A 26,231-nucleotide genomic window follows, 5' to 3' on the forward strand; every position below is an offset into this window, starting at 1 on the left:
CAGCCACCTCCTCTTCAGACAAAAAAAGACCCGCACAAGCGCGGGTCATCTCATTACATCAGGCATCAGGCTGGCCGAGCATGGCTCTGAGCTGCTCTTCCAGGCTGGGCTCGGGCGCCTTGAGCGTATCAAGGAACAACCGCTCTATGCCCGCCTTGTCCTGACTCTTCACGATGAACACCAGCCGGGACTGGGCCTTGCCTTCCGGCCACTCTCCCAGCGCCTGCAGCGGATAGAGCTGGCCATGGACGCCGTGGATCACCACCGGCTGGCTCTCTCCCTCCAGCTGCAATATGCCCTTGAGCCGCAGCAGCGCATCGCCGTATTGCGCCTGTACCGCGTCGACGGCGGCCAGCAGGCGGGACGGCTTGAGCGGCTCGCCGATGCGCAGGGCGAAACTCTCGATATTGCCGTGCTCGAAGTGGGTCGGCGCGGCCGTGCCCACCTTGGCGGCGAACGGCTTCATCTTCGGCTGCATCGGTGAGGCCAGCCCCTGTTTCGGGGCTTCGGTACGCAGCCAGGCCAGCAGCTGGCGCACGTCGCGCCCGGCCGCCTCGTTGTAAGCCCCCAGCTTATCCAGCACGGCGGGCGAAAGCACCCCGTTGCTGACCCGTTCGACGGGGGCCGCCGGGTTCAGGGCCGCCAGCTGGGCTTCGACCCGTGCCAGCGTCTCTTCATCCACCAGGTCGCCCTTGCTCACCACCAGCAGATCCGCCAGCGCCACCTGTTTCACCGCTTCATACTGAGCCGCCAGCTGCTGCTCGATATGACCGGCATCCACCACGGTGACAGTACCGTCGAAGCGGTAACGCTGGGCGATAAAGCCCTCTTCCCTCAATGTGAAGAGCACGGGGGCCGGATCGGCGAGGCCAGTGGTCTCGATAATGAGTCGTTTAAAAGGCTTAATTTTCCGCTGGATAGCCTTCATAAACAGCCCCTGCAACGCCTCCACCAGGGAGCCCTGCACCGAGCAGCAGATACAGCCGGAATCGAGCAGCACCACCTGCTCGTCCACCTGCTGTACCAGGTGGTGATCCAGCCCCACCGAGCCGAACTCGTTGATCAGCACCGCGCACTCGCCAAGCTCGGGCTGCTTGACCCAGTGGTTGAGCAAGGTGGTCTTGCCGCTGCCGAGAAAGCCGGTCAGCAGGGTCACGGGGATACGAGTATCTTGCATGTCCGTCATAGGGATGACTCCCCTCTGGTCGGCAGGGTGATGAGTAAGCGAGTGTCTTGCATATCGGTCATGTCAGATCCTTACCGGTTGGCAAACAGGTCGGCGAGCCAGCGGTTTTCGAAGCGGCCGTGGGGGTCGAGCTCGCCCTTGAGGGCCAGGAAGTCGTGCCAGCGCGGCAGCAGCGCCGGGAAGTCGTAGAGATCCATCGCCAGGTGCTTGCCAAAGTGCGGGATGCCGCCGAGCGGCACCAGCAGTTGCTGCAGCTCACGCATCTGCTCCATGGAGCCGTTGACGAAGGTGCCGTCCGCCGCCAGATAGACCAGGAACCCGATCCAGCACACCGACTGATCATAGGCGGCACTGAGCCAGGCCTTAGAGGGGCCGGTGCAGCGCAGGATAAAGGGGTAGTGCAGCACGCCTGGGTTGGCCTGCTGCCACGCCTGCAGGGTCTCCAGCGCCTCGTTCATGCGATGCAGCGGCACCGCCACCTCGCAGTTGATCTGGGGCGCCGGGATCCCCTTGCAGAGGATCTGGTAGACGTTGCCCACCAGATCGGAGGCATCCTTGAAGCGGCGCACCGTCTCGAAGTGCTCGCCGGCCAGCGCCTCATCCTTGGTGTCCTTGGCCATCTTCTGCAGAGTCGCATCTATGGTGGCATTCATGCGGGCGTCGATGTCGCCCTCCAGCAGCAGCGGCTCGCTGCCACCTGCGCGGTAGCGCGCCACCTCCTCCTCGGAGGCCGGGTCCACCAGCCAGATGTGGCTCTCACCGGTCCAGGCGAACCACCAGCTCTTCACGAAGGCGTGCTCGCGGTTGAGCCGCTCGTTGTGCGCCAGCAGGAAGGGGTAATCGGTGGTGAACTTGGTGCAGCGCATGATGCGGTTGGGCACGGTCTGCAAGGTGACGTCGAGCAGGATACCGAGCATCCCCATGCCCATCACGAAGGCGCCGAAGCGTGGATCGCTGCGGTCCACCCGGATGATGTCGCCGCTGGCCAGCATCACTGTCATGGCCGCCACCGCATCACACAGGGCGGACTGGTGCAGCCCCTGGCCGTGGGTGCCGGTGCTGAGCGCACCGCCCAGGGTCTGGATGCCGATGACGCCGGGGGAAGCCGGCAGCATCCGCTCCATGGCGATGAGATCGGCGTAGACGGTGTCGAGCGGGGTGCCCGCCTGATAGGTGACGGTGTCGGCGGTCTGCGCCAACTGGCCACGCAGGTGGTGCAAGTCCACCAGCAGCGCCTGGCTGCCCTCGGCATAGACGCTGTGGATGGGTTCGAAGGAGAGGCCGGAGCCGATGAGACGCAGCTTGCGCTCGGGGTTTTCCCGCAGCAGTTGCTGCAGTTCGTCGCGATTCTTCGGACGCCACACCTGCTCCAGTGCACCGAGCGGATTGGTTCTGGACCAGTTGAACAGCACCTCCCGCTGACCTATCGCCTTGATGCTGTGAAATGCCTGGAACCTGACCGTCATACCGCCCCTCATCTTTATTGACGTCAAAATGAGCGCCAATTCTACCGAAAAGCGGGGCGCAAGGCATGAAAAACAAGCCCCTACAGTCGGGGATGGATAGGGGAGAGCGCCTCTCCCCTCGCCTCAGCGCGTCTGCTGGGTCAGTGCCAGCAGCATGCCGAACCCCACCAGCAGCCCGCCAAACACCCGATCAATCCAGTGGCGCACCGCCAGCAGCCGACCCCGCACCGAGTCGGTGGAGAAGAAAATCGCCACCGCGCTGAACCAGACGGCATGGGCCAGCACGATGAAGGCGCCGTAACCGAGCTGGACCGCCAGCGGCGTCTGCGGCTGCACCACCTGCATGAACAGACTGACGATGAAGATGGTTGTCTTGGGGTTGAGCACATTGGTCAGAAAACCGGTGCGCAGCGCCCCCAGGCTGGAGAGAGCCGGCTGCTCGGCCAACACCTCGGCGGTCGCCGGTTTGGCCCGCAGCATCTTGATGCCGAGGAAGATGAGGTAGGCGGCCCCCGCCAGCTTGATGAGATTGAACAACCAGAGCGACTGCTGGATCAACAGCCCCACCCCGAACAGGGTGTAGGTGACGTGCACGCAGACCCCGGCACCAATACCGAGCGCTGTCAGCACCCCGCTGCGGCGCGAGAGCAGCAGGCTGTTGCGCGACACCATGGCGAAGTCGGGTCCCGGGCTGATGACGGCAAAGAAGGTAATGGCTACTACGGCTAACAGTTCGGTCATGAAAATAGTCCTGATTACATGGAATATCGGCTATTTTATTTGGCCATAGCACCAATAACGAACGATAACTTCTGACATGAACGGTGAGAATGATTCACAGAAAAGCCTGTCGCTGCCAGCCCTGACCGCGCTGCGCTGTTTCGAGGTGGCGGCCCGTACCGAGCACTTCAGCCGCGCCGCCGACGAGCTGCACCTCACCCACGGCGCGGTCAGCCGGGCGGTACGCCTGCTGGAAGAGGATCTCGGGGTCATGCTGTTCGAGCGGCGCCAGCGCCGGGTCTTTCTGACCGAGGCGGGGGAGCGGCTCTATCAGGCGGTCAGGGAGGGGCTGGGCGGCATCCGCCAGACGGCGCAGGCGCTGCGCCGGCAGGGGCGGCCGTCGTCGCTGGTCATCTCCTGCGAGCCAACCCTGCTGATGCGCTGGCTGATCCCGCGCTGGCCCGCCTTCCAGGCCCTGCATCCCGAGCTGGACGTGCACCTGATGGCGGGGGGCGGTGCCCTCAGCTTCGGCAGCGGCATCGATCTCGCCATCCGGCGCAACGACTTCCAGTGGCCCGCCGAGCTCTACAGCCAGCCGCTGTTCGAGGAGCTGACCGGGCCGGTCTGCCAGCCGGGCAAGGTGGCACAGTTCTTCGACACGGGGGCAAACGGCCCGGCCCTGCGCCCTGCAGCCCCCCGCCTGCACACCAAGACCCGGCCGGGAGCCTGGCAGGAGTGGTTGCAGCACGCCGACCAGTCCGCCGGCGAGGAGGCGCCGGGGCAGACCTTCGAGCACTTCTACTTCAGCCTGCAGGCGGCCGTCGCCGGGTTGGGGGTCGCCATCGGCCCCTACCGGCAGGTGTGCGACGACATCGAGGCCGGCCTGCTGGTGGCGCCGCTCGGCTTTTGTCCCGACGGCACCGGCTACCACCTGCTCGCCCCCGGCAGCGCCCACGCCAGACTGGCAGAGTGGCTGCAATCCCTCACCTGATGGCTCAGGCAGAAGCCAGCTGCGCCGTGCGGTCGACCTGAGGCTGGGCCAACGCAACCTGAAAGTCGCGCAGCGGCAGCGGACGGCCAAACAGGTAGCCCTGCAGGTAGTCGACGCCTTTGCGTTTCAGGTAGTCGGCCTGCTGGCGCGTCTCCACCCCCTCGGCAACCAGCGCGAGGCCGAGCCGGGTCCCCAGATCGATCACGTTGTCGACTATGTGCTCGGACAGGGATTCGGTGCCGATCCTGCCGATAAACGACTGATCTATCTTGAGATAGTCCACATGGAACTGCTGCAGGTAGTGCAGGCTGGAGTGGCCGGTGCCAAAATCGTCCATGGCCAGCCTGACCCCCATCTGGTCGAGCTGGCGAAACAGCGCCAGGGTCTGGGGATCCGCCACCAGCAGCTCCCGCTCGGTCAGCTCCAGCACCAGTACCACCTGGCCCGGCGCGAAGTGATCGAGGAAGCGCCGGCACTCGGCAAGCAGCGCCATGTCGCGACAGTGGGCGGCACTGATGTTGAAGCTGATGTGAAACCCGTCGGGCACCAGGTCGCGCTCCATGCTCAGCTCGCGGGCCACCTCCTCCATCAGCAGGCTGGTCATCGGCACGATCAGACCGCTCGCCTCCGCCTGGGGGATGAAGAGATCAGGGCGGATCAGCCCGGCCGTCGGGTGCTGCCAACGCATCAACACCTCGGCCCCCATCACCCGCTCGCTCCCCGCCGCCACCAGCGGTTGCAAATAGGGCACAAACTCCCGATTGCGCAGGGCTCGCGCCAGCTCGACCTCCGGTGAACGGGGCCGTCCCAGCAGCCACCAGATGAGCAGGGCGAAGCCGAGGGAGATCCCCAGCAGCAGCAGGATGGCCCAGCGCCTGGCCTGCCACAGGGAGTTCCAGAACGAGGGCACCTCGTGCCCGGCATAGATGGAGAGCGGATAGCGGCTGGAGTGGATCTCATGGCTGGCCAGCATCGCCTGCGGCTGCCCCCCTTCACTCAGCACGCCCCGCTCATCCAGCCACTGCTGCCCCACGTGCAGCAGCAGGGTGCAGGGCCGTCCGCTCAGCACCAGCATGAAGCGCAGGTACTCGCCGTCTATGGTGCTGAAAGCGGCCCCCTTGCCATGGCTGTCGCGCAGGGCCAGCAGGGGGTGGTGGGCCCGCACCTGGTTGCCCGCCAACAGCAGCAGCCGTCCGCCGCTGTAACGCTCGAGCCGATCCGGCCACTGGATGGCGCCAAACAGCGAGTTGCAGTAGATCCCGTTCTCCCCCACCAGGTTGACGGTGCGCACGAAGGGCACCAGCGCCACCTGCTGGCGCAGGGTGAACAGGGCCTGCTCGCACGGCTGATCGATGAAGGGAAAGAGCGAGCGGTTGGCACTCTCGGCGTGGGCCAGCATGGTCTCCATCAGGGTCACCGCCTGTCTGGCGGAGTGCTCGGACTGACGATCCAGAGCGTGCATATGGCTGTTGTAGATGGCCCAGCCGCCGAACGTGAAGGGCAGGCTGAACAGCAACAGTGTGCAGCCAAGACGGAGCCAGGGACGGGAGAAATCCAGATTGGGCAGCGACATCGACATAGCGGGACCAGACAGCAAACATGGCAGCCCACCTTAACAGCCGATGCTGAACCCAGCCCTAATGTGTGCAAAAAACAACCAGCCATACCCAGAACAAAAGCAAAAGCCCCGGCACGGGCCGGGGCTTTGCATCAACACGGGAGCGCCATGATGGCGCCGCCCCTTATACCGCTTGCTGCAGGATCACCGCATCGGCCTTCTTGGTGTAGGAGGCGATCTCGTTGAAGTTGAGGTAGCGATAGGTGTCGGCCGCAGTGGCGTCCAGGGTCTTGGCGTACTGCAGGTACTCGGCCACGGTCGGGATCTTGCCGATGATGGCGGCAACCGCGGCCAGCTCGGCAGAGGCCAGATAGACGTTGGCACCCTTGCCCAGACGGTTCGGGAAGTTGCGGGTGGAGGTGGAGACCACGGAGGCCCCTTCCGCTACCCGCGCCTGGTTGCCCATGCAGAGGGAACAGCCGGGGATCTCGATGCGGGCACCGACCCGGCCGAAGATGCCGTAGTAGCCCTCTTCGGTCAGCTGATCCTTGTCCATCTTGGTGGGCGGCGCGATCCACATGCGGGTCGGCAGCTCGCCCTGATACTTCTCGAGCAGTTTGCCGGCGGCGCGGAAGTGGCCGATGTTGGTCATGCAGGAACCGATGAATACCTCGTCAATCTGGTCGCCAGCCACGCTGCTCAGCAGACGGGCATCGTCCGGATCGTTCGGCGCGCACAGGATCGGCTCCTTGATGCTGGCCAGATCGATCTCGATGATTTCGGCGTACTCGGCATCCTTGTCCGCTTCCATCAGCACCGGGTTGGCCAGCCACTCTTCCATCCCCTTGATGCGGCGAGTGATGGTGCGTACATCGCCGTAGCCTTCGGACAGCATCCATTTGAGCATCACGATGTTGGACTTCAGATACTCGATGATCGGCTCTTTATCCAGCTTGATGGTGCAACCGGCGGCGGAACGCTCGGCGCTGGCATCCGCCAGCTCGAACGCCTGCTCCACCTTCAGGGTCGGCAGACCTTCGATCTCGAGGATGCGGCCGGAGAAGATGTTCTTCTTGCCCGCTTTCTCGACAGTCAGCAGCCCTTTCTGGATGGCGGCGTAGGGGATGGCATGGACCAGGTCACGCAGGGTGATGCCCGGCTGCAGCTCGCCCTTGAAGCGGACCAGCACGGATTCCGGCATGTCCAGCGGCATCACGCCGGTGGCGGCGGCGAAGGCCACCAGACCGGAGCCCGCCGGGAAGGAGATGCCGATGGGGAAACGGGTGTGGGAGTCACCACCAGTACCCACGGTATCCGGCAGCAGCATGCGGTTCAGCCAGGAGTGGATGACGCCGTCGCCCGGACGCAGGGAGACACCGCCGCGGTTCATGATGAAGTCCGGCAGGGTGTGGTGGGTCTGTACGTCGATGGGCTTGGGATAGGCCGCGGTGTGGCAGAAGGACTGCATGGTCAGATCGGCGGAGAAGCCGAGGCAGGCCAGGTCTTTCAGCTCGTCGCGGGTCATCGGGCCCGTGGTGTCCTGGGAGCCGACCGTGGTCATCTTGGGCTCGCAGTAGGTGCCGGGGCGAATGCCCTTCACGCCGCACGCCTTACCCACCATCTTCTGGGCCAGGGTGAAGCCTTTGCCGGTATCGGCCACCGGCTGCGGACGGCGGAACACGGTGGAGAACGGCAGACCCAGCGCTTCGCGGGCCTTGTCGGTCAGGCCGCGGCCGATGATCAGCGGGATGCGGCCACCGGCGCGCACTTCGTCGATCAGCACGTCGGTTTTCAGTTCAAACTGCGCCAGCACCTGGTCGGTGCCGTGCTTGCAGATCTTGCCGGCAAACGGGTAGATGTCGATCACATCGCCCATTTCCAGCTTGGAGACGTCCACTTCGATGGGCAGGGCGCCGGCATCTTCCATGGTGTTGAAGAAGATCGGGGCAATCTTGCCACCGAGGCAGACACCGCCGGCGCGCTTGTTCGGCACGTGCGGAATGTCGTCGCCCATGAACCAGAGCACCGAGTTGGTGGCGGATTTGCGGGAAGAACCGGTACCCACCACGTCACCCACGTAAGCCAGCGGGAAACCTTTCTCTTTCAGCGCATCGATGGTCTTGATAGGGCCGATGACGCCATCCTTGTCCGGGGTGATGCCGGGACGGGCGTTCTTCAGCATGGCCAGCGCGTGCAGCGGAATGTCCGGGCGGGACCAGGCGTCCGGCGCCGGCGACAGGTCGTCGGTGTTGGTTTCGCCGGTCACCTTGAACACGGTGACGGTGATCTTCTCGGCCAGTTCAGGGCGGGAGAGGAACCACTCGGCGTCGGCCCAGGATTGCATCACCTGCTTGGCGTGGGCATTGCCCGCCTTGGCCTTCTCTTCCACGTCGTGGAAGGAGTCGAACATCAGCAGGGTGTGGGAGAGGCCCTTGGCGGCAAGAGGAGCCAGGGTCGCGTGGTCCAGCAGGTCGATCAGCGGCTGAATGTTGTAACCACCCTGCATGGTGCCCAGTAGCTCGACGGCTTCGGCAGCGCTCAGGATGGGAGAGTGGGCTTCGCCCTTGGCGACGGCGGTGAGGAAGCCGGCTTTGACATAGGCCGCTTCATCAACACCAGGGGGAATACGGGAGGACAACAGCTCTTTCAGAAAGTCTTGTTCGCCGGCGGGCGGGTTCTTCAGCAGCTCGACCAGGGCGGCGACCTGCTCTGCGTCCAGAGGTTTGGCAACCACGCCTTCGGCGGCACGTTCTGCGACGTGTTTACGGTATGTTTCAAGCACGACTAATTCCTCTTTGGTCTTTTTTTGGGGTTCGCCCACGCTCGCGGCGATCGTCCTTGCGGGACACCCGTAGGGTGCCCCCCACTATATAAGTTTTAACGACTAATTAAAATCCAAAGCCTGTACAGATATTCATCAAAACAACATAACCATCTAAAGTTGCTGGTGTTTTACAAGCAGATAAATGGCACACCAGAAATAAGTTAACAAAAATGCAGCACTTGGCCATTATTCGAATGTGCTGCCCAATTGCAGATAGAACATGTCGTTGCCCCCCTCCGCCATGCCGTAGCCGAGGAAGATGGGGCCGAGGAAACTCTCCACCCCCACGTAGACGGAGCCGGCGGTGAAGGAGCTCTCCATGCTGATATCCCTGCCGCTGTTCCACACCCCACCCTGCTCGAGGGAGCCGCCCAGATAGAGCGGCGCCCGCAGCGCGCCGAAGTCGTTGTCCGCCACCCGGTAGATGTAGCGCAGCCCGCCAAACAGGCTGTAGCGGCCGCTCAGCTGATAGCGCTGGAAGCCCGACATGCGGAACAACCCGCCCAGATCCTGCACGAACAATGGGTACTCTTCCTGGGAGGTGGAGCCCCCGCCCTCCAGCAGCAGGTTGAGGCTGTGTCTGTCCCAGGACCAGGGCTTGACCATCGCCAGGTGGTAGTTGACCCCCTCATAGCGCTCGTTGAGCGTGTCGTTGTCATCCAGCCGGACGGCGGAGTATCCCCCCTTGATGTCCCAGTAGGCGCCCTGATAGGGGAAGTAGCGGCTGTCGAGGGTATCGTGCTCGAAGCGGACATAGGGGCCCCAGGAGGAGGCATCCACCTTGGCATCCGCCACGTTGCGCACATCGATGTCGCCCACCTTCCCCTCCAGCCCGAGCGAGAGGCGACTCCAGGGCTGGCGATTCCAGCCCACCGCCAGATCGACGTTGGTGAAGTTGTACTCGGAATCGACATAGCTCACCCCGTCCGCCGCCCGCGTCTCCTCGGGCATGAAGATGCGACGCTGGGTCTTGTCATAGGCCAGGCTCGCCTCGCCGAAGAAGGTCTGGGAGGGCTCCAGCGGGGTGTAGAAGTCGGTCTTGAAGTGCTTGGCGGTGCCGAGCGATGCCTCGGTCAGCCACTCGGCCCCCCAGTCGTTGACGTTGGTGAGGGTGTAGGACATGCCCACGTTGTAGTTGGAGCTGCTCTCGAAGTCATCGGAGAAGCCGAACTGGAAGTTGAGGTAGCCCGGCCCCCAGTTCTTCTCGCTGGCGTTGACCACCAGCACGTTCTCGCCGCCCCGCTCCTCCACCTCGTAGGTGATGCGATCGAACGACTCCAGCGCATAGAGCCGGCGAATGCCCGCCTCCAGGCTCTCGTTGGTCTGGATCTTGTCGGGCCGCACCTTCAGCATGGCGCGCACCGTCTCGTCGGAGAGACGGGACTTGTTGATGATCTCCACCTTGTCGATGTAGTAGGCGGGCTGGCCGCTGCGCTCGGCGCGCCGGCTCAGCTTCTGGTTGCGATAGGCGGTATAGGCAGCGGGCGAGAGAGAGAGCGCATCGAGCTGGGCCGAGGCGCGGTTGGCCACCTGCTCCCCGAGCTTGATCCCCTCCGGCATCAGGGCGAAGTCGGCGATGCCCATGTTGCCGAACTCAGGCGTCAGCAATACGTCCCTGGGCCCCATCAGCGCCTTCTGTTTCTCGGTGCCGACCTGGGTCATGTAGGTGGTGAGCTGATCGATCATGGCCAGCCCCGACTTCAAGGACTCGCGGGTGCGCAGCTTGGCGCTGATGTCCACCGCGATCACCACGTCGGCCCCCATCGCCTTGGCGACGTCCACCGGCATGTTGTTGACGGTGCCACCATCGGCCAGGATGTGACCCTCCCACTCCACCGGCTTGAGGGCGCCGGGAATGGACATGGACGCCTGCATCGCCTTGGCGAGGCTGCCGTGGTCCAGCACGAAGGGGGTCACCGTCTCCATGTCGGTGGCCATGGCGCGATAGGGAATGGGCAGATCGTCGAAGCTCTTCTGCACCGGCAGGTTGGAGGTGGCGTGGCGCAGCAGGCTGGCCATGGACTGCCCCTGGAAAAAGCCGTCGGGGAACTGGACCGAGTCACCATTGATGCCGATGTCGGTGCGCAGCTGGTACTGCTCGCTCTGCTGCTTCTTGCGCAGGGAGAGCTCGTCGCGCCCCACCTTGTCCTGATAGCCCTTGTTCCAGTCGATGGCCAGGGTGGTGCGCTCCACCTCTTCGGCACTGAGCCCCATTGCGTACATGCCCGCCACGTAGGAGCCCATGCTGGTACCCACTATGATGTCGACCGGGATGCGCTTCTCCTCCAGCACCTTGAGAATCCCGATGTGGGCCGCCCCCTTGGCGCCACCGCCGCTGAGCACCAGGGCAATTTTGGGCCGCTCGGGCTGGGCCGCTGCCATCAGCGGCAGACAGGCCAGCAATATCAGGAACAGGGGGTTCCATCCTCGACGAAAGATGCGCATATGATTTTCCATTGAATCCAGGGCGAGCCAGCTAGGCAGTGAAGCCTACTATAAGGGGCGGCCGGCGAACCGCAACAGTTCGCAGGGGATATCGGCACGCATTGCGACGCTGGCCGCCCATGCGGCGATGTGAGCGCAAACGTAATCCGTCAATAAAGTGGGTCGGCCTATCAAGGGTGACGCCGGGCTGCCGCTAATATGTCCTCAATCCCGTGTTCACACACCCGAGTCACTCCTATGCTTGCAAGCCTGACACTCAAACAGAAAATCCTGGCCACGGTCACCCTGGCCGTGGTGCTCTCCTGCCTGCTGGTAGGCTACTTCAGCCAGCGCTCGGCGCAGCAGCTGATCGAAAGCCGCATGTTCGAGCAGGAGCTGCCCAACCTGACCCAGCGCATCGGCAAGGAGATCGAGAAGGATCTCACCTCGGTCGCCGGCGCCGCCAGACAGCTGGCCAACGATCGCTTCGTGCTGGACTGGGTGGCCCGCGGCATGCCCAAGGAGCAGGAGTCGATCCTGATCGACCAGCTCAAGGACATGGCAGCCCAGTACGGGCTGGTCACCGCCTCTTTCGCCGATCGCCAGAGCGCCGCCTACTACAACCAGGATGGCTTCCTGCGCAACCTCACCCCGGAGCAGGATGCCTGGTTCTACGGCTACACCAAGAGCCAGCAAGACCTGATGCTCAGTATCTTTCGCGAAAGCAACGGCGAGGTGAAGTTGTTCGTCAACTTCCAGCAGCTCAATGGCCGCGGCCTCGCCGGCCTTGCCAAGTCCCTCGACAGCATGGTCAGCATGCTCGCCAACTTCCGCATCGGCGACAGCGGCTTCGTGTTCATGACCGACGGCAGCGGCAAGGTGAAACTGCACCCCGACGCCAGCCGCATCGACCGTGACAACCTGGCCCAGCTGGCAAACAGCAGCGGCAACCTGCTGAACAAGCAGTCCTTTGCCGCCACCCACGCCGAGATCGACGGTCAGCCGGTGGTGCTGGCCAGCAGCTACATTCCGCTGCTCGACTGGTATCTGGTGGCCCAGGTGCCGGAAGCGGAGATCTATGCCGAACTGGATCGAGCCCGCCTGCACATCCTGCTGGTGAGCCTGGCCATCGCCGCCGGCATGGGACTGCTCGGCATGCTGCTGGCCGGCTCGGTGAGCCGCCCGCTCAACCAGCTGGCCCGCCTGTTCCGCGAACTCGGCAGCGGTGACGGCGATCTGACCCAGCGTCTCAAGGTGGAGGGGCGGGATGAACTGGCCCAGGTGGCCACCGGCTTCAACAACTTCGTCGCCAAGATCCACGGCTCCATCGAGCAGGTGGCGAGCAACTCCCGCCAGCTCGCCGCCACTGCCAACGAAGTGGCCGCCAAGGCCCAGCTGACCCAGCACAACTGCACCGCCCAGCGGGATCGCACCGTGCAGGTGGCCACCGCCATCCACGAGATGGGTGCCACCGTGAGTGAAATCGCCGGGAACGCGTCACTGGCAGCCGATGTGGCCAAGCAGGCCAACGAACAGGCCGACGCCGGCGCCCTGGTGGTGGCCCAGGCCCGTCACGGCATCGTCGGCCTCTCCGGCGAGATTGAGCAGGTGGCCGGGGTGATCGAGTCGCTGGCCAGCCAGACCGACTCCATCGGCAGCATCCTCGACACCATCCGCAGCATCTCGGAGCAGACCAACCTGCTGGCGCTCAACGCCGCCATCGAGGCTGCCCGCGCCGGGGAGCAAGGGCGTGGCTTCGCGGTGGTGGCCGACGAGGTGCGCAACCTCGCCAGCCGCTCCGCCGCCTCCACCGCCGAGATCCAGGGCATGATCAACCGGCTGCAGGAGCAGAGCGCCCGCGCCGTCAGCGCCATGGCCCAGGGCCGCAACCAGAGTCTGGACGTGGTGACCCAGGCTGACGAGGCCAACGGCGCCCTCGGCCAGATCACCGCCCACATCACCCAGATCAGCGACATGAACATCCAGGTCGCCACCGCCACCGAGGAACAGTCCAGCGTGGTGGGCGAGATCAACCGCAACGTGGAAGACATCAACCAGCTCACCATGGAGACCGCCGACATCGCCCACCAGCTGACCGAGTCGAGCCGCAGCCTGCAGCACCTCTCCGGCGAGTTGGACAAGCTGGTCGGCAACTTCCGGCTTTAAGACTTCTGACATCATAAGGGGCGCTATGGCGCCCCTTTTTGTTGGCCATTTGTTAACAAAAACTCAAGTTGGCGCCAAATCCGTCGATTTATACTCTGATAATTCACATCGTCATGATCAGCGAGGAAAATCCATGCTAGAAGGTAAACTGACGCTCAAATTGCAGCTGATCCTGGCTGTCACCGTGCCCTGTCTCGCCCTGCTGCTGGTGGGCGGTGCCAGCCTCAAGAGCATGGGCACCATCCAGCAACAATCCACCGAGCTTTACCAGAACACCGCTACCCCCATGCGGGCCATGGCGGAGGTGGTCTCGCGCATTCCCCGCATGCGGGTCGGCATCGACATGATGCTGCTGCAGGATACCTCCCTCAAGGATGCGAAGGGGGTGATCACCCGGGTCAAGGAGAGCCGGGAGGAGGACATTCCCGAGATGCGTCAGGCCATGCAACAGGCCGTCACCGCCCAGACCGACCCCGCCGCCAAAGCCAATGCCCAGCAGCTGCTCAGCCAGTTCGAAGGGATGGCGAGCAACGAGCTGGCGCCCATGTTGCAGGCGCTGGAACAGGGCGACATGGAAGCGGCAAGGGGCATCTATCGGGATCGCTATACCGTCACCTACGGCACCATGCGCAAGGATGCCAACGCCCTGCTCGACGGTCTGATCCAGCAGGCCCAGCAGCGCCATCAGCTCGGTGAACAGAGCTATGCCAGCGGGCGGCTGCAGATGATCAGCATCATCACCGGCGCCATCCTCATCTCACTGCTGGTCTCGGTACTCATCCTGATGAACCTCAAGCGCCGGGTCGGCTTCCTGCAGCAATACATCGGCTATGCCGCCGAACACCTGGCGCTGGATTCCCGTGCCCAGCTGAACGGCAATGACGAGCTGGCGGAGATCACCGTGAGCTTCAACCACTTCGTCAGCAAGATCCACAACGCCATCGAGCAGGTGGCCCGCAACTCCCACCAACTGGCCGCCACGGCTGACGAGGTGGCCGCCAAGGCCCAGCTGACCCAGCAAAATTGTACCGCCCAGCGCGATCGCACCGTGCAGGTGGCTACCGCCATCCACCAGATGGGCGCCACCGTCACCGAGATCGCCGGCAACGCCTCCCTCGCCGCAGAAGTGGCGAGACAGGCCAACGAGCAGGCGGATGCGGGTGCCGGCGTGGTCGCCCAGGCGCGCCACGGCATCGTCGGTCTCTCCGACGAGATTGCACAGGTCGCCGGGGTGATCGAGTCGCTGGCGACCCAGACCGACTCCATCGGCAGCATTCTGGAAACCATCCGCAGCATCTCGGAGCAGACCAACCTGCTGGCACTCAACGCCGCCATCGAGGCGGCCCGCGCCGGTGAGCAGGGTCGCGGCTTCGCGGTGGTGGCCGACGAGGTGCGCAACCTCGCCAACCGCTCCGCTGCCTCCACCGCCGAGATCCAGGGCATGATCCACCGGTTGCAGGAACAGAGTGCCCGCGCCGTCAGTGCCATGACCCAGGGCCGCAGCCAGAGCCTGGCCGTCGTGACCCAGGCTGACGAAGCCAACGGCGCACTCGGCCAGATCACCGCCCACATCACCCAGATCAACGACATGAACATCCAGGTCGCCACCGCCACCGAAGAGCAGTCGAGCGTGGTGGGCGAACTCAACCGCAACGTGGAGGACATCAACCAGCTCACCATGGAGACCGCCGACATTGCCCACCAGCTGACCGATGCCAGTCGCGGCCTGCAGCAGCTCTCCGGTGAGCTGGACAAGCTGGTCGGCCACTTCCGCCTGTAGATAGCATTGACGGCCTGATCATGATTCCCCAGAGGGTGCTGCGGCGCCCTCTGTCGCCACCACGGCAGGCCGTGACGCAGGGGCTCTTCATCACCTCCACCCGCTGCTGAAAATGCCCCATAATCAGGAAAATGAGAGGAGGAGTTATGGGCAAGCTGGTAGTGATGATCTTGTTGAGCGGTCTGCTCAGCGCCTGCAGCAGCGGGCCGGTACGGGTACACGGCGCCGACGTGAGCGTGGACGATACCCGGATCCGGGTCAGCGACGGGGATCGGGGGGGTTATGGTACCTTCTGTCCGCCGGGACAAGCCAAGAAAGGGCGCTGCTAGCGCCCTTTTTTACAGTCATACATCTTCTGGTCCGCCTGCTGCAGCAGCTGTTCCAGCGCTGGTGGCGAGCGTCCGTCATAATGTCCCACACCGATCGAGCAGGCCAGCTGATAGGGTTTGCAGCTCTCCTGATTGAAGACAGCCAGAGCCTCGGCAAAACGGGCCAATACCCTTGTTATCTCAAGAGGTCCTGAACCCAGCAGCAGCACCGCAAATTCATCGCCCCCCAGCCGGGCAAAAATATCCGCCTCCCGAAAAACCCGGCACATCAGACCGGCCATCTGTTGCAAGGCATCATCACCCACATCGTGCCCAAGCCGGTCGTTGATCTCCTTGAAACGGTTGAGATCGATGAACAGCAGGGTAGCCTCCCGCTCCTGCCGGTGAGCCAGTTGCAGACATTTTTGAGCCAGCAGCATGAAGCCGCGTCGATTGGTAATACCGGTCAGTTCATCGAGCGTAGCCAGCTGGATGGCGGCCAGCTCGCGCTCCACCATGCCGGCCAGATCCGTCAGCAAGTCCTGTTGGCGGGAATCCAGCAGTCGCGGCTTGCGGTCAATGATGCACAGGGTGCCCAGCTTGTAGCCTTCGCCAATCTGTAACGGGCAGCCTGCATAGAAGCGGATATGGGGTTCACCGGATACCAGTGGATTATCGGCAAAGCGCAGATCCTGCCTGGTATCCTCCACCACGAACAGACCATCACCGAGAATGGCATGCCCGCAGAAAGAGACGTCGCGCGGCGTCTCCTGCACCGGCAAACCACAACAGGACTTAAACCACTGCCGGTTTTCATCCACCAGCGACACCAACGAGATGGGCACATCAAACATGCTGCGCGCCATCCTGGTGATCCGATCGAAACGCTCCTCGGCGGAGCTGTCGAGAATGGAGATCCGGCGCAATGCGTCGAGGCGCAATCTTTCATTGTCAGGGATAGCCGGTGTTTGCATGGCTGACTCCAGCAAGTGATATGGAAGTCATTAGCATAGCAATCAGCCCCGAACAAATCTCAGCTATATACAAAAACAAAAAAGCCGCTCGATTGAGCGGCTTTTTTACAGGCTGAAGCGAATTACTTCTTCTTCTTGGCCTTGGCGTTCGGCAGATCGGTGATGGAGCCTTCGAACACTTCGGCGGCCAGGCCCACGGACTCGTGCAGAGTCGGGTGAGCGTGGATGGTCAGCGCGATGTCTTCGGCGTCGGCACCCATCTCGATGGCCAGACCGATTTCACCCAGCAGTTCACCACCGTTGGTACCCACGATGGCACCACCGATGACGCGGCCGCTCTCCTTGTCGAAGATCAGCTTGGTCATGCCGTCGGAGCAGTCGGACGCAATGGCGCGACCGGAAGCGGCCCACGGGAAGGTGGCCACTTCGAAGTTCAGCCCTTGTTGCTTGGCTTCCTTCTCGGTCAGACCAACCCAAGCCATCTCTGGCTCGGTGTAGGCGATGGACGGGATCACTTTCGGGTCGAAGTAGTGCTTCTTGCCGGCGATGACTTCGGCAGCCACGTGGCCTTCGTGCACACCCTTGTGCGCCAGCATCGGCTGACCAACGATGTCACCGATGGCGTGGATGTGCGCCACGTTGGTACGCAGCTGCTTGTCCACCTCGATGAAACCGCGCTCGGTCACGGCAACGCCGGCCTTCTCGGCATCCAGCATCTTGCCGTTCGGCACACGACCTACGGCAACCAGCACGTTGTCGTAACGCACCGGCTCGGCCGGGGCGTGCTTGCCTTCGTAGGAGACGTAGAGGCCGTCTTCACGGGCTTCAACTGCGGTGACCTTGGTCTCCAGCATGATGTTGAACTTCTTGGCCACGCGCTTGGTGTAGATCTTGACGATGTCTTTGTCGGCAGCCGGTACCAGCTGGTCGGCAAATTCCACCACGTCGATCTCGGAACCCAGGGAGGAGTACACGGTACCCATCTCCAGGCCGATGATGCCGCCACCGATAACCAGCAGCTTGCCAGGAACGGTAGTCAGCTCCAGCGCATCGGTAGAGTCCCATACGCGCGGGTCGTCATGCGGGATGAACGGCAGCTTCACCGGACGGGAACCGGCAGCGATGATGGCGTTGTCGAAGGTCACGGTAGTCTTGCCGTCATCCCCGGTCACTTCCAGCGTATTCGGGCCGGTAAACTTACCGAAGCCGTTAACAACCTGTACTTTACGCATCTTGGCCATGCCAGCCAGACCGCCGGTCAGCTGGTTGATGACTTTCTCTTTCCACAGACGGATCTTGTCGATGTCGGTCTGCGGGGCACCGAAGACGATGCCGTGCTCGGCCAGCGCCTTGGCTTCTTCAATGACTTTGGCGACGTGCAGCAGCGCCTTGGACGGGATGCAACCCACGTTCAGGCAGACGCCACCCAGGGTGGAGTAACGCTCGACGATAATAGTATCCAGACCCAGATCGGCTGCACGGAAGGCAGCGGAATAACCGGCAGGGCCAGCACCCAGTACTACGACCTGGGTTTTGATTTCTTTACTCATCATGACCTCTTTGTCGTTCTTATATCCCCGGACAGCGCAGTCTTAAACCAGAACGAGGCGGCTGCAGCCGTGAAAAAAACGGGGCAAGTTTACAATCCTGTTAACGAAATGAGAAGTAAAAAGGGCAGGCTCTGGGCCCGCCCTCTCACTTACAGGACCAGTCGACGGATGTCGGACAGTACGCCGTTCATGGTGGTGATGAAGCGGGCACCGTCGGCACCATCGATCACGCGGTGGTCGTAGCTCAGGGCCAGCGGCAGCATCAGGCGCGGCGCGAACTCTTTGCCGTTCCACTTCGGCTTCATCTCGGACTTGGAAACACCGAGGATGGCCACTTCCGGCGCGTTGACGATCGGGGTAAAGCTGGTACCGCCGATGCCACCTAGGCTGGAGATGGTGAAGCAACCGCCCTGCATGTCGGCAGCGGTCAGCTTGCCGGCACGGGCCTTCTTGGAGATCTCGGCCAGATCGCGAGACAGCTCCATGATGCCCTTCTTGTTGACGTCGCGCACCACGGGCACAACCAGACCGTTGGGGGTATCCACCGCCACACCGATATGGATGTACTTCTTCATGATCAGCTTGCTGCCATCTTCAGACAGGGAGCTGCAGAAGCGCGGATGGGCTTCCAGCGCCTTGGCGGCGGCTTTCAGGATGAACACCAGCGGGGTGATCTTCACGTCTGCCTTCTGCTTCTCGAGCATCGAGTTCTGCTCTTTGCGGAACGCTTCCAGCTCGGTGGTATCGGCTTCGTCGAACTGGGTGACATGGGGGATCATGACCCAGTTGCGGTGCAGGTTCGGACCGGAGATCTTCTGGATCCGGGTCAGATCGACCTCTTCCACATCACCGAACTTGCTGAAATCGACCTTCGGCCACGCCAGCACACTCATGCCGCTACCGTTGCCAGTGCCTTGACCTGCAGCCGGAGCGGACTCGGCGCGCTTGACCGCATCCTTCACATAGGCCTGCACGTCTTCTTTGACGATGCGGCCCTTGCGACCGGAGGCTTTCACCTTGGCCAGGTTGACGCCGAACTCACGGGCCAGACGGCGTACTGCCGGAGAGGCGTGCACGTAGGCATCGTTGGCAACGAAGTCGGAGGCGGCAGCAGCCTGGGCAACCGGAGCCGGAGCAGCGGCAACAGGGGCAGCAGCGACCGGGGCGGCAGCCTGAGCAACCGGGGCAGCTGCGGCGGCCGGAGCAGCACCAGCCACTTCGAATACCATGATCAGGGAACCGGTGGAGACCTTGTCACCCGCCTTCACCTTGATCTCTTTGACCACACCGGCGAACGGGGCAGGCACTTCCATGGAGGCCTTGTCACCTTCCACGGCGATCAGGGACTGGTCGGCTTCAACCTTGTCACCCACGGCGACCATGATCTCGGTGACTTCGACTTCGTCACCACCGATATCCGGTACATTGACCTCTTTGGCAGCGGCGGCAACCGGGGCAGCAGCCACGGGAGCGGCAGCCTGGGCCGGTGCAGCAGCAACGGCAGGAGCGGCGCCAGCTACTTCAAAGACCATCACCAGGGAACCGGTAGAGACCTTGGCGCCAGCGGCGACCTTGATCTCGACCACGCGGCCCGCGAACGGTGCCGGCACTTCCATGGAGGCCTTGTCACCTTCCACGGCGATGATGGACTGATCGGCTTCAACCATGTCGCCCACGGCAACCATGATCTCGGTCACGTCCACTTCGTCGTCACCGATGTCCGGCACGTGCACGTCTTTGTGAGCGGCAGCAGCTGGAGCGGCGGCCGGTGCGGCTGCAACCGGTGCAGCGGCCTGAACCGGCGCAGGTGCGGCAGCACCTTCGGCTTCGAAGATCATGATCTGGGAACCGGTGGCAACCTTGTCACCCACCTTGATCAGGATCTCTTTGACAATACCGGCGGACGGGGCCGGTACTTCCATGGAGGCCTTGTCGCCTTCTACCGCGATGATGGACTGATCGAGCTCGACCTTGTCACCCACGGCCACCATGATCTCGGTGACTTCAACTTCATCGGCGCCGATATCCGGCACCATAATCTGTTTGGACATTGTGCTTTATCCTCTTGCGTGCATCCGCGTGACCGACTGCTGTCACGCGTCTCTCGCGTTAACCTTTGCAAGGCCGTGCCGGGCAGCGAGTCCCGGCACGACACTTGATCCTCTTACGCGTACAGCGGGTTGACCTTGTCGGCATCGATGCCGTACTTGGCGATGGCGTCAGCCACAACCTGCTTGTCTACCTCGCCGCGCTTGGCCAGTTCGGTCAGGGCAGCAACCACCACGTAGAATTCGTTCACTTCGAAGTGACGACGCAGGTTGGCACGGCTGTCGGAACGGCCGTAACCGTCGGTACCCAGCACGCGGTAGTTCTCGGTCGGTACGAAGGCACGCACCTGATCGGCGAAGGACTTCATGTAGTCGGTCGCGGCGATGGTGGCTTCAGAACCCAGTACCTGAGCGATGTACGGTACGCGAGCATCGGCGTTCGGGTGCAGCATGTTCCAGCGATCCGCGTCCTGACCGTCACGAGCCAGCTCGTTGAAGGAGGTGACGCTGAACACATCGGAGCCGATGCCGTACTCGCTGGCCAGGATCTGGGCGGCGGTGCGCACGTGACCCAGGATGGAGCCACAACCCAGCAGCTGTACCTTGGCCTTGGTGCCGGCCACGGTTTCCAGCTTGTAGATACCCTTGCGGATGCCTTCCTCGGCGCCTTCCGGCATGGCCGGCATGGCGTAGTTCTCGTTCAGGGTGGTGATGTAGTAGAAGACGTTCTCCGGCTTCTCACCGTACATGCGACGCAGACCATCCTGTACGATCACCGCTACTTCATAGGCGTAGGACGGGTCGTAGGAGACGCAGTTCGGGATGGTGTTGGCCAGGATGTGGCTGTGACCATCTTCGTGCTGCAGACCTTCGCCGTTCAGGGTAGTACGACCTGAGGTCGCACCCAGCAGGAAGCCACGGGCTTGCTGGTCACCGGCTGCCCACGCCATGTCGCCGATCCGCTGGAAGCCGAACATGGAGTAGTAGATGTAGAACGGGATCATCGGGCAATCGTTGGTGCTGTAAGAGGTCGCAGCAGCCAGCCAGGAGGACATGGCACCCAGCTCGTTGATGCCGTCTTGCAGAACCTGACCCTGCTTGTCTTCCTTGTAGTAGGAGACGATGTCGCGGTCTTGCGGGGTGTACTGCTGACCGTGCGGGCTGTAGATACCGATCTGGCGGAACAGACCTTCCATCCCGAAGGTACGGGCTTCGTCAGCCAGGATCGGGACGATGCGCTTGCCGATGGACTTGTCTTTCAGCATCACGTTCAGGGAACGCACGAACGCCATGGTGGTGGAGATTTCGCGCGCCTGTTCACCCAGCAGCGGGCCGAAAGCATCCAGCGCCGGGATTTCCAGCTTGGTGGTGCTCTCGCGCAGACGGGTCGGTACATAGCCCTTCAGCGCGGCACGGCGGGCGTGCAGGTACTTGTGCTCTTCGGTACCCTCTTCGATCTTCAGGTACGGCAGGGTTTCCAGCTGCTCGTCGGTGACCGGCAGGTTGAAACGATCGCGCAGGTGACGCACGGAGCCCAGATCCATCTTCTTGACCTGGTGAGCGATGTTCTTGCCTTCGGCCGCTTCACCCATGCCGTAACCCTTGATGGTCTTGGCCAGGATCACGGTCGGCTTGCCCTTGGTCGCCGCAGCCTTGGAGAAGGCGGCGAACAGTTTGCGAGGATCGTGACCACCGCGGTTCAGGGCGAAGATCTCCTCGTCGGTCATGTCTTTGACCAGCGCGGCGGTTTCCGGGTAACGGTTGAAGAAGTGCTCGCGCACGTAGCCGCCATCGCGGGACTTCATGGTCTGGTAGTCACCGTCCACGGTCTCGTTCATCAGCTGGATCAGCTTGCCGGAAGTGTCTTTCTTCAGCAGCTCATCCCACTTGCGACCCCAGATCACCTTGGTGACATCCCAGCCGGCGCCGGAGAACAGGCCTTCCAGCTCGTTGATGACCTTGCCGTTGCCGACAACCGGGCCATCCAGACGCTGCAGGTTGCAGTTGACCACGAACACCAGGTTGTCGAGCTTTTCACGCACGGCAACGGTCAGGGCGCCCTTGGCTTCCGGCTCATCCATCTCGCCATCACCCAGGAAGGCGTAAACGGTCTGCTCGGAGCAATCCTTGATGCCACGGTCGGTCAGGTACTTCAGGAAGCGAGCCTGATAGATGGCGGCGATGGGGCCCAGACCCATGGAGACGGTCGGGAACTGCCAGAAGTCCGGCATCAGTTTCGGGTGCGGGTAGGAAGGGATACCCTTGCCATCCACTTCCTGACGGAAGTTGTCCAGCTGCTCTTCGGTCAGACGACCTTCGGCGAAGGCGCGAGCATAGATGCCCGGGGAGATGTGACCCTGGAAGTAGACCAGGTCGCCACCGTCCTTCTCGCTGCGAGCGCGGAAGAAGTGGTTGTAGCAGACTTCGTAGATGGTCGCGGAAGAAGCGAAGGAAGACATGTGACCACCCAGGTCCAGGTCTTTCTTGGAAGCGCGCAGCACGATCATCATGGCGTTCCAGCGGATGATGGCGCGAATGCGGCGCTCCATCTCCAGGTCGCCCGGGTAGTCCGGCTCTTCGCTGGACGGGATGGTGTTGATGTAATCGCGGTTTGCCTTGGCAGCCACGTCCACACCGCTTGCGCGGGCTTTCTCGGCCAACTGTTCAAGGATGAACTGAGCGCGTTGGGGACCCTCTTCACGCAGCAGGGATTCCAGAGAGGCAAGCCACTCCAGCGTTTCTATCGGGTCCACATCGTTCTTCAGGATATCAGACATGGCTGGTTCCTATTTTGTTGTGATTGCACGGCATTGCACGGCGAAGGGCGCAAGCATTCGACAATAAAGCCTTGTGGGATTAGTTTTCCTGCTGACGGATCCGACGCATGGATCGCTGGATCCGGCTGTCTTCCCTCTGCATATCCAACAAGGTGTCCTCGATAAAGGCCAGGTGCTCATGACAAGCTGCCCTGGCCCGCTCCGGAGCCCCCGACAGGATAGCCTCGATCAGATGCGCGCGATGGCGACGGATCTTGGCGACCACTCCCGGACGGCGATTCAGAATTTCGTTATTGCGTAAAATGTTCTGCTCAAGCATGGGGCCCATGGCCCGCAGCAGATGCAGCAGCACCACGTTGTGGGACGCCTCGGCCACCGCCAGATAGAACTGGGTGACGGCAGCGGATTCGCTGACCAGCGAGCCTTGCTGGCCGGCCTCCTCGATGGCGGACTGCACCTGACGGATGCGCTCGAAATCGGCGTCCGTACCCCGTAACGCAGCATAGTAGGCGCAGATGCCTTCCAGTGCGTGGCGAAACTCCAGCAGGTCATACTGGGCTTCCGGGTGAGTGCTGAGCAGCTCGAACAGGGGATCGGCGATCCCTTTGCTCAAGGCGTTTTGTACGTAAGTGCCGCCGCCCTGACGACGATACAAGAGTCCTCTTGCCTCGAGGCGCTGGATGGCTTCGCGCAGCGAGGGGCGCGACACCTGAAACTGGATGGCCAGTTCCCGCTCGGGCGGCAACTTCTGGCCCGGCTGCAAACTGCCTTCCAGAATCATCTGTTCCAGCTCGGCGACAATGGCGTCGGCCAACTTGGGTTGAGTAATCTTGAGATAGGGCATGAGGCTGCTTTGTTAAATTGGTATTACCAATTTCATGAATGGGGCGAAAATTAGCAGAGGGCATGGGAAAAGTCCACCCAAAAGATGATCTGAATCAAGAATCAACCTTGCCACTTAAGGGGTAAAGAGAGGGATTTATGATTTAGCTCATAGAAATTGGTCAGACCAATATTTTTGACATCGCTCACAGGCAACATTTGATCAACAGCCAGCAAAAATGGCCTGCCATAAAGGCAAGCCATTGTTTTAAAAACACAAACTTATTTTTAGAATAATTACTTAAAGTTGAGTGCCTGACGGTAGCGCGGCCATTCGAAACTGTCACCCGGATCCGTCTTGCGCCCCGGCGCTATGTCGCAATGGCCGACGATACGATCCGCCGTAATGGCGGGGTAATGGCTGGACAAGGTTCGGCTGAGCCCGACCAATGCCTCGTATTGTGCGTCGGTGTAGGGCTGCTCATCGGTCCCTTCCAGCTCGATCCCGATGGAAAAGTCGTTGCACGCCTCTCGTCCCTGCCAGCTCGATACCCCCGCATGCCAGGCTCTGGCACCAAACGGCACATATTGCACCAGCTCACCGTCGCGCCGGATCAGGCAGTGCGCCGAGACCCGCAACTGATGGATACCGGCAAAATAGGGATGGGCATTAGGATCGAGCCGCCCAAGGAAAAGATCATCGATGAAGGGACCGCCAAACTCGCCAGGCGGCAGGCTGATGCCATGCACTACCAGCAGGGAGATATCGCTCGGGGTGGCCCGCTCGTTGTGGTGCGGTGACGGCACCTTGCGGGCTTGCTCACACCAACCGTCTGAATCAATGGAAAAAACTATTTTAGGCTGAGTCATTGTCTAGTCGCTCTGCAATGGAATGGCGCATCTGGCAACACTGGACGGGCAACAAGGCGATCCACCTCTCAGGCTCATCGCAGTCGCCTCATGACAGCGGGCAACTGTGGTAGGCTGAGCCATCTTCCGCTCGACTCAGGAAAGGATATGCACCCGATGGCACGCCGCTTCTGGTTGCTGGCCTGGCTCTCCCTGATGGGATTGCTGACCCTCTATTTTCATGCCCGCGAACAACCGTCGGTGACCGCCAGCGGCGACCTGCTGCTCAAGGCCGATGCCAGCGGCCACTATCGTCTGGAGGGTGCCATCAACGGTCAGCCGGTGCAACTGCTGCTCGATACCGGAGCAACCCGCATTACCGTGCCACAACAGGTCGCCGAGCGGCTTGGCCTGACCGCCCGCGGCAGCAGCCAGGTCAATACGGCCGCCGGCTTTATCCGGGTCTTCAACGGCACCATCGAAACGCTGGCGATGGGACCACTGACCTTGTACGATCTGTCCATCTTCATCAATCCGGCAGCGGCTGGCGACGAGGTGCTGGTAGGCATGAACGCCCTCGGCCGGCTGGAGCTGGTTCAAAAGGAGCGGCAGTTGCTGCTCAGACCTTTGCAGGAATAAAAGGCATGCTACAACAGGACATCCGCCGCGCCGTGCGCGCCGCACTACTCGAAGACTTGGGCGATGCCCTCACCCCGTTGGATCAACCGGATGCCGGTGCCGACATCACGGCTCAGCTGATCCCGGCGGATCGCCTCGCCAGCGCCAGGGTCATCACCCGCGAGGCTGGCGTATTTTGCGGCCAGCCCTGGGTCGATGAGGTGTTTGTCCAGCTTGGTGGCGAAGTCAGAGTTGAATGGCTGGTACAAGATGGCGAAGTGCTCTCCCCCAATCAGGAACTGTTTCGCCTGCATGGCCCGGCCCGCGTGTTGCTGACTGGTGAGCGCAATGCCCTCAATTTCGTGCAGACCCTCTCCGGAGTGGCCTCTCTTACCGCTCGCTACGTGGCCGAGTTGGCAGATACCGATTGTCGGCTGCTCGATACCCGCAAGACCCTGCCAGGACTGCGCAGCGCCCAGAAGTACGCTGTCACCTGCGGTGGCGGCAAGAACCACAGGATCGGCCTGTTCGACGCTTACCTCATCAAGGAGAACCACATTCTTGCCTGTGGCGGTATCGCTGAAGCCATCAGCGAAGCCCGCCGTCTCAACCCGGGTAAACCGGTAGAGGTAGAAGTAGAATCCCTGGTCGAGCTGGAGCAGGCATTGGCTGCCAGCGCCGACATAGTGATGCTGGATAACTTCGACATTCCCATGATGTGCGAGGCAGTTGCCCTCAATCAGGGCCGCGCCAAGCTGGAGGTTTCGGGCAACGTTACGCTGGATACCCTGGCTGACTATGCCGCGACAGGGGTCGATTTTATCTCGGTTGGTGCACTGACCAAGCATGTACGCGCTCTGGATCTCTCGATGCGATTCATCTAGCCGAAGAGGCATCATCACGCCCCCGTCTTGTCGCTGACATATAACAAGATGAAGGACTTGCAAAAGGCGCCACGGGCGCCTTTTCTTTAAGGCAGGATCCCTCGGCAAAGGAGTGTGAGATGGACCCATCCCCGCCAGTAAAAAAGAGTCGATAGGGACTCTTCATCCATGATTTATATCAAAATTTTCGCAAATGACAGAAAGATTTTTAACAAAGACCCCGGCCTCTGTTGCCAAGTCAAACAGCTCGGATAAGATACTGACGTGTGGATAGTTTTCCACCGGC

The 26,231-nt window shown here is 62.1% G+C and carries 18 protein-coding genes; 6 read left to right on the plus strand and 12 right to left on the minus strand.

The annotated features are described in order from the left end of the window. Window positions 1–58 precede the first annotated feature (58 nt). The 3 genes from R2E40_RS20235 to R2E40_RS20245 form a co-directional block, all read right to left on the minus strand. Window positions 59–1,186 carry a GTP-binding protein gene (locus R2E40_RS20235; protein ID WP_318164245.1) on the minus strand — a complete coding sequence of 376 codons (1,128 nt, stop codon included), beginning with the start codon at window positions 1,184–1,186 and terminating at the stop codon, window positions 59–61. A 71-nt stretch (window positions 1,187–1,257) separates the two neighbouring features. Further along, on the minus strand, window positions 1,258–2,652 hold the full coding sequence (locus R2E40_RS20240; RefSeq protein WP_029302081.1) for a D-arabinono-1,4-lactone oxidase: 1,395 nt from the start codon (window positions 2,650–2,652) through the stop codon (window positions 1,258–1,260). A gap of 123 nt (window positions 2,653–2,775) precedes the next feature. Then, window positions 2,776–3,393, minus strand: a complete 618-nt coding sequence (locus R2E40_RS20245; protein WP_257703485.1) for a LysE family translocator — start codon at window positions 3,391–3,393, stop codon at window positions 2,776–2,778. Between the two features lie 76 nt (window positions 3,394–3,469). On the opposite strand from R2E40_RS20245, the gene R2E40_RS20250 reads away from it, so the two are divergent. Further along, the gene (locus R2E40_RS20250; RefSeq protein WP_318164246.1) at window positions 3,470–4,363 is read left to right on the plus strand and encodes a LysR family transcriptional regulator; all 894 of its coding nucleotides are present in this window, start codon (window positions 3,470–3,472) and stop codon (window positions 4,361–4,363) included. A 4-nt stretch (window positions 4,364–4,367) separates the two neighbouring features. On the opposite strand, the gene R2E40_RS20255 is transcribed toward R2E40_RS20250, so the two are convergent. From R2E40_RS20255 to R2E40_RS20265, 3 genes are all read right to left on the minus strand, one after another. Then, on the minus strand, window positions 4,368–5,942 hold the full coding sequence (locus R2E40_RS20255; RefSeq protein WP_318164247.1) for a cyclic diguanylate phosphodiesterase: 1,575 nt from the start codon (window positions 5,940–5,942) through the stop codon (window positions 4,368–4,370). 163 nt (window positions 5,943–6,105) lie between these two features. Continuing rightward, a complete protein-coding gene (gene acnB, locus R2E40_RS20260; protein ID WP_318164248.1) occupies window positions 6,106–8,703 on the minus strand; it encodes a bifunctional aconitate hydratase 2/2-methylisocitrate dehydratase in 2,598 nt (865 codons plus the stop codon). A gap of 228 nt (window positions 8,704–8,931) precedes the next feature. Beyond that, window positions 8,932–11,190: a patatin-like phospholipase family protein gene (locus R2E40_RS20265; RefSeq protein WP_318164249.1), complete on the minus strand. Its 2,259-nt coding sequence runs from the start codon at window positions 11,188–11,190 to the stop codon at window positions 8,932–8,934. 237 nt (window positions 11,191–11,427) lie between these two features. On the opposite strand from R2E40_RS20265, the gene R2E40_RS20270 reads away from it, so the two are divergent. The 3 genes from R2E40_RS20270 (at window position 11,428) to R2E40_RS20280 (ending at window position 15,444) form a co-directional block, all read left to right on the plus strand. Then, window positions 11,428–13,335 carry a methyl-accepting chemotaxis protein gene (locus R2E40_RS20270; RefSeq protein WP_318164250.1) on the plus strand — a complete coding sequence of 636 codons (1,908 nt, stop codon included), beginning with the start codon at window positions 11,428–11,430 and terminating at the stop codon, window positions 13,333–13,335. A gap of 133 nt (window positions 13,336–13,468) precedes the next feature. Beyond that, window positions 13,469–15,115, plus strand: a complete 1,647-nt coding sequence (locus R2E40_RS20275) for a methyl-accepting chemotaxis protein (protein WP_318164251.1) — start codon at window positions 13,469–13,471, stop codon at window positions 15,113–15,115. A 146-nt stretch (window positions 15,116–15,261) separates the two neighbouring features. Beyond that, window positions 15,262–15,444 carry a hypothetical protein gene (locus tag R2E40_RS20280; RefSeq protein ID WP_011707560.1) on the plus strand — a complete coding sequence of 61 codons (183 nt, stop codon included), beginning with the start codon at window positions 15,262–15,264 and terminating at the stop codon, window positions 15,442–15,444. On the opposite strand, the gene R2E40_RS20285 is transcribed toward R2E40_RS20280, so the two are convergent. From R2E40_RS20285 to ampD, 6 genes are all read right to left on the minus strand, one after another. Further along, entirely contained in the window at window positions 15,441–16,397 is a 957-nt protein-coding gene (locus R2E40_RS20285) for a sensor domain-containing diguanylate cyclase (RefSeq protein ID WP_318164252.1), read from the minus strand. The genes R2E40_RS20280 and R2E40_RS20285 overlap by 4 nt on opposite strands. A 122-nt stretch (window positions 16,398–16,519) precedes the next feature. Continuing rightward, on the minus strand, window positions 16,520–17,947 hold the full coding sequence (gene lpdA, locus R2E40_RS20290) for a dihydrolipoyl dehydrogenase (protein ID WP_318164253.1): 1,428 nt from the start codon (window positions 17,945–17,947) through the stop codon (window positions 16,520–16,522). A 149-nt stretch (window positions 17,948–18,096) separates the two neighbouring features. After that, window positions 18,097–19,998 carry a pyruvate dehydrogenase complex dihydrolipoyllysine-residue acetyltransferase gene (gene aceF, locus R2E40_RS20295; protein WP_318164254.1) on the minus strand — a complete coding sequence of 634 codons (1,902 nt, stop codon included), beginning with the start codon at window positions 19,996–19,998 and terminating at the stop codon, window positions 18,097–18,099. A gap of 113 nt (window positions 19,999–20,111) precedes the next feature. After that, window positions 20,112–22,772: a pyruvate dehydrogenase (acetyl-transferring), homodimeric type gene (gene aceE, locus R2E40_RS20300; protein WP_011707563.1), complete on the minus strand. Its 2,661-nt coding sequence runs from the start codon at window positions 22,770–22,772 to the stop codon at window positions 20,112–20,114. 79 nt (window positions 22,773–22,851) lie between these two features. Next, window positions 22,852–23,616: a pyruvate dehydrogenase complex transcriptional repressor PdhR gene (gene pdhR, locus R2E40_RS20305; protein WP_011707564.1), complete on the minus strand. Its 765-nt coding sequence runs from the start codon at window positions 23,614–23,616 to the stop codon at window positions 22,852–22,854. Between the two features lie 275 nt (window positions 23,617–23,891). Beyond that, window positions 23,892–24,464 carry a 1,6-anhydro-N-acetylmuramyl-L-alanine amidase AmpD gene (ampD, locus tag R2E40_RS20310; RefSeq protein WP_202003185.1) on the minus strand — a complete coding sequence of 191 codons (573 nt, stop codon included), beginning with the start codon at window positions 24,462–24,464 and terminating at the stop codon, window positions 23,892–23,894. Window positions 24,465–24,611: 147 nt separating this feature from the next. Here ampD and R2E40_RS20315 point away from each other — a divergent pair, with 147 nt between their 5' ends. Next, a complete protein-coding gene (locus tag R2E40_RS20315) occupies window positions 24,612–25,082 on the plus strand; it encodes a retropepsin-like aspartic protease (protein ID WP_318164255.1) in 471 nt (156 codons plus the stop codon). Window positions 25,083–25,087: 5 nt separating this feature from the next. Continuing rightward, window positions 25,088–25,945 (plus strand): carboxylating nicotinate-nucleotide diphosphorylase, encoded by an 858-nt coding sequence (nadC, locus tag R2E40_RS20320; RefSeq protein WP_318164256.1) that lies wholly within the window; start codon window positions 25,088–25,090, stop codon window positions 25,943–25,945. The last annotated feature ends 286 nt before the right edge of the window (window positions 25,946–26,231 follow it).

It is taken from the genome of Aeromonas sp. CD, from assembly GCF_033349375.1.
In the GTDB taxonomy this organism is placed as follows: Bacteria; Pseudomonadota; Gammaproteobacteria; order Enterobacterales; family Aeromonadaceae; genus Aeromonas; species Aeromonas hydrophila.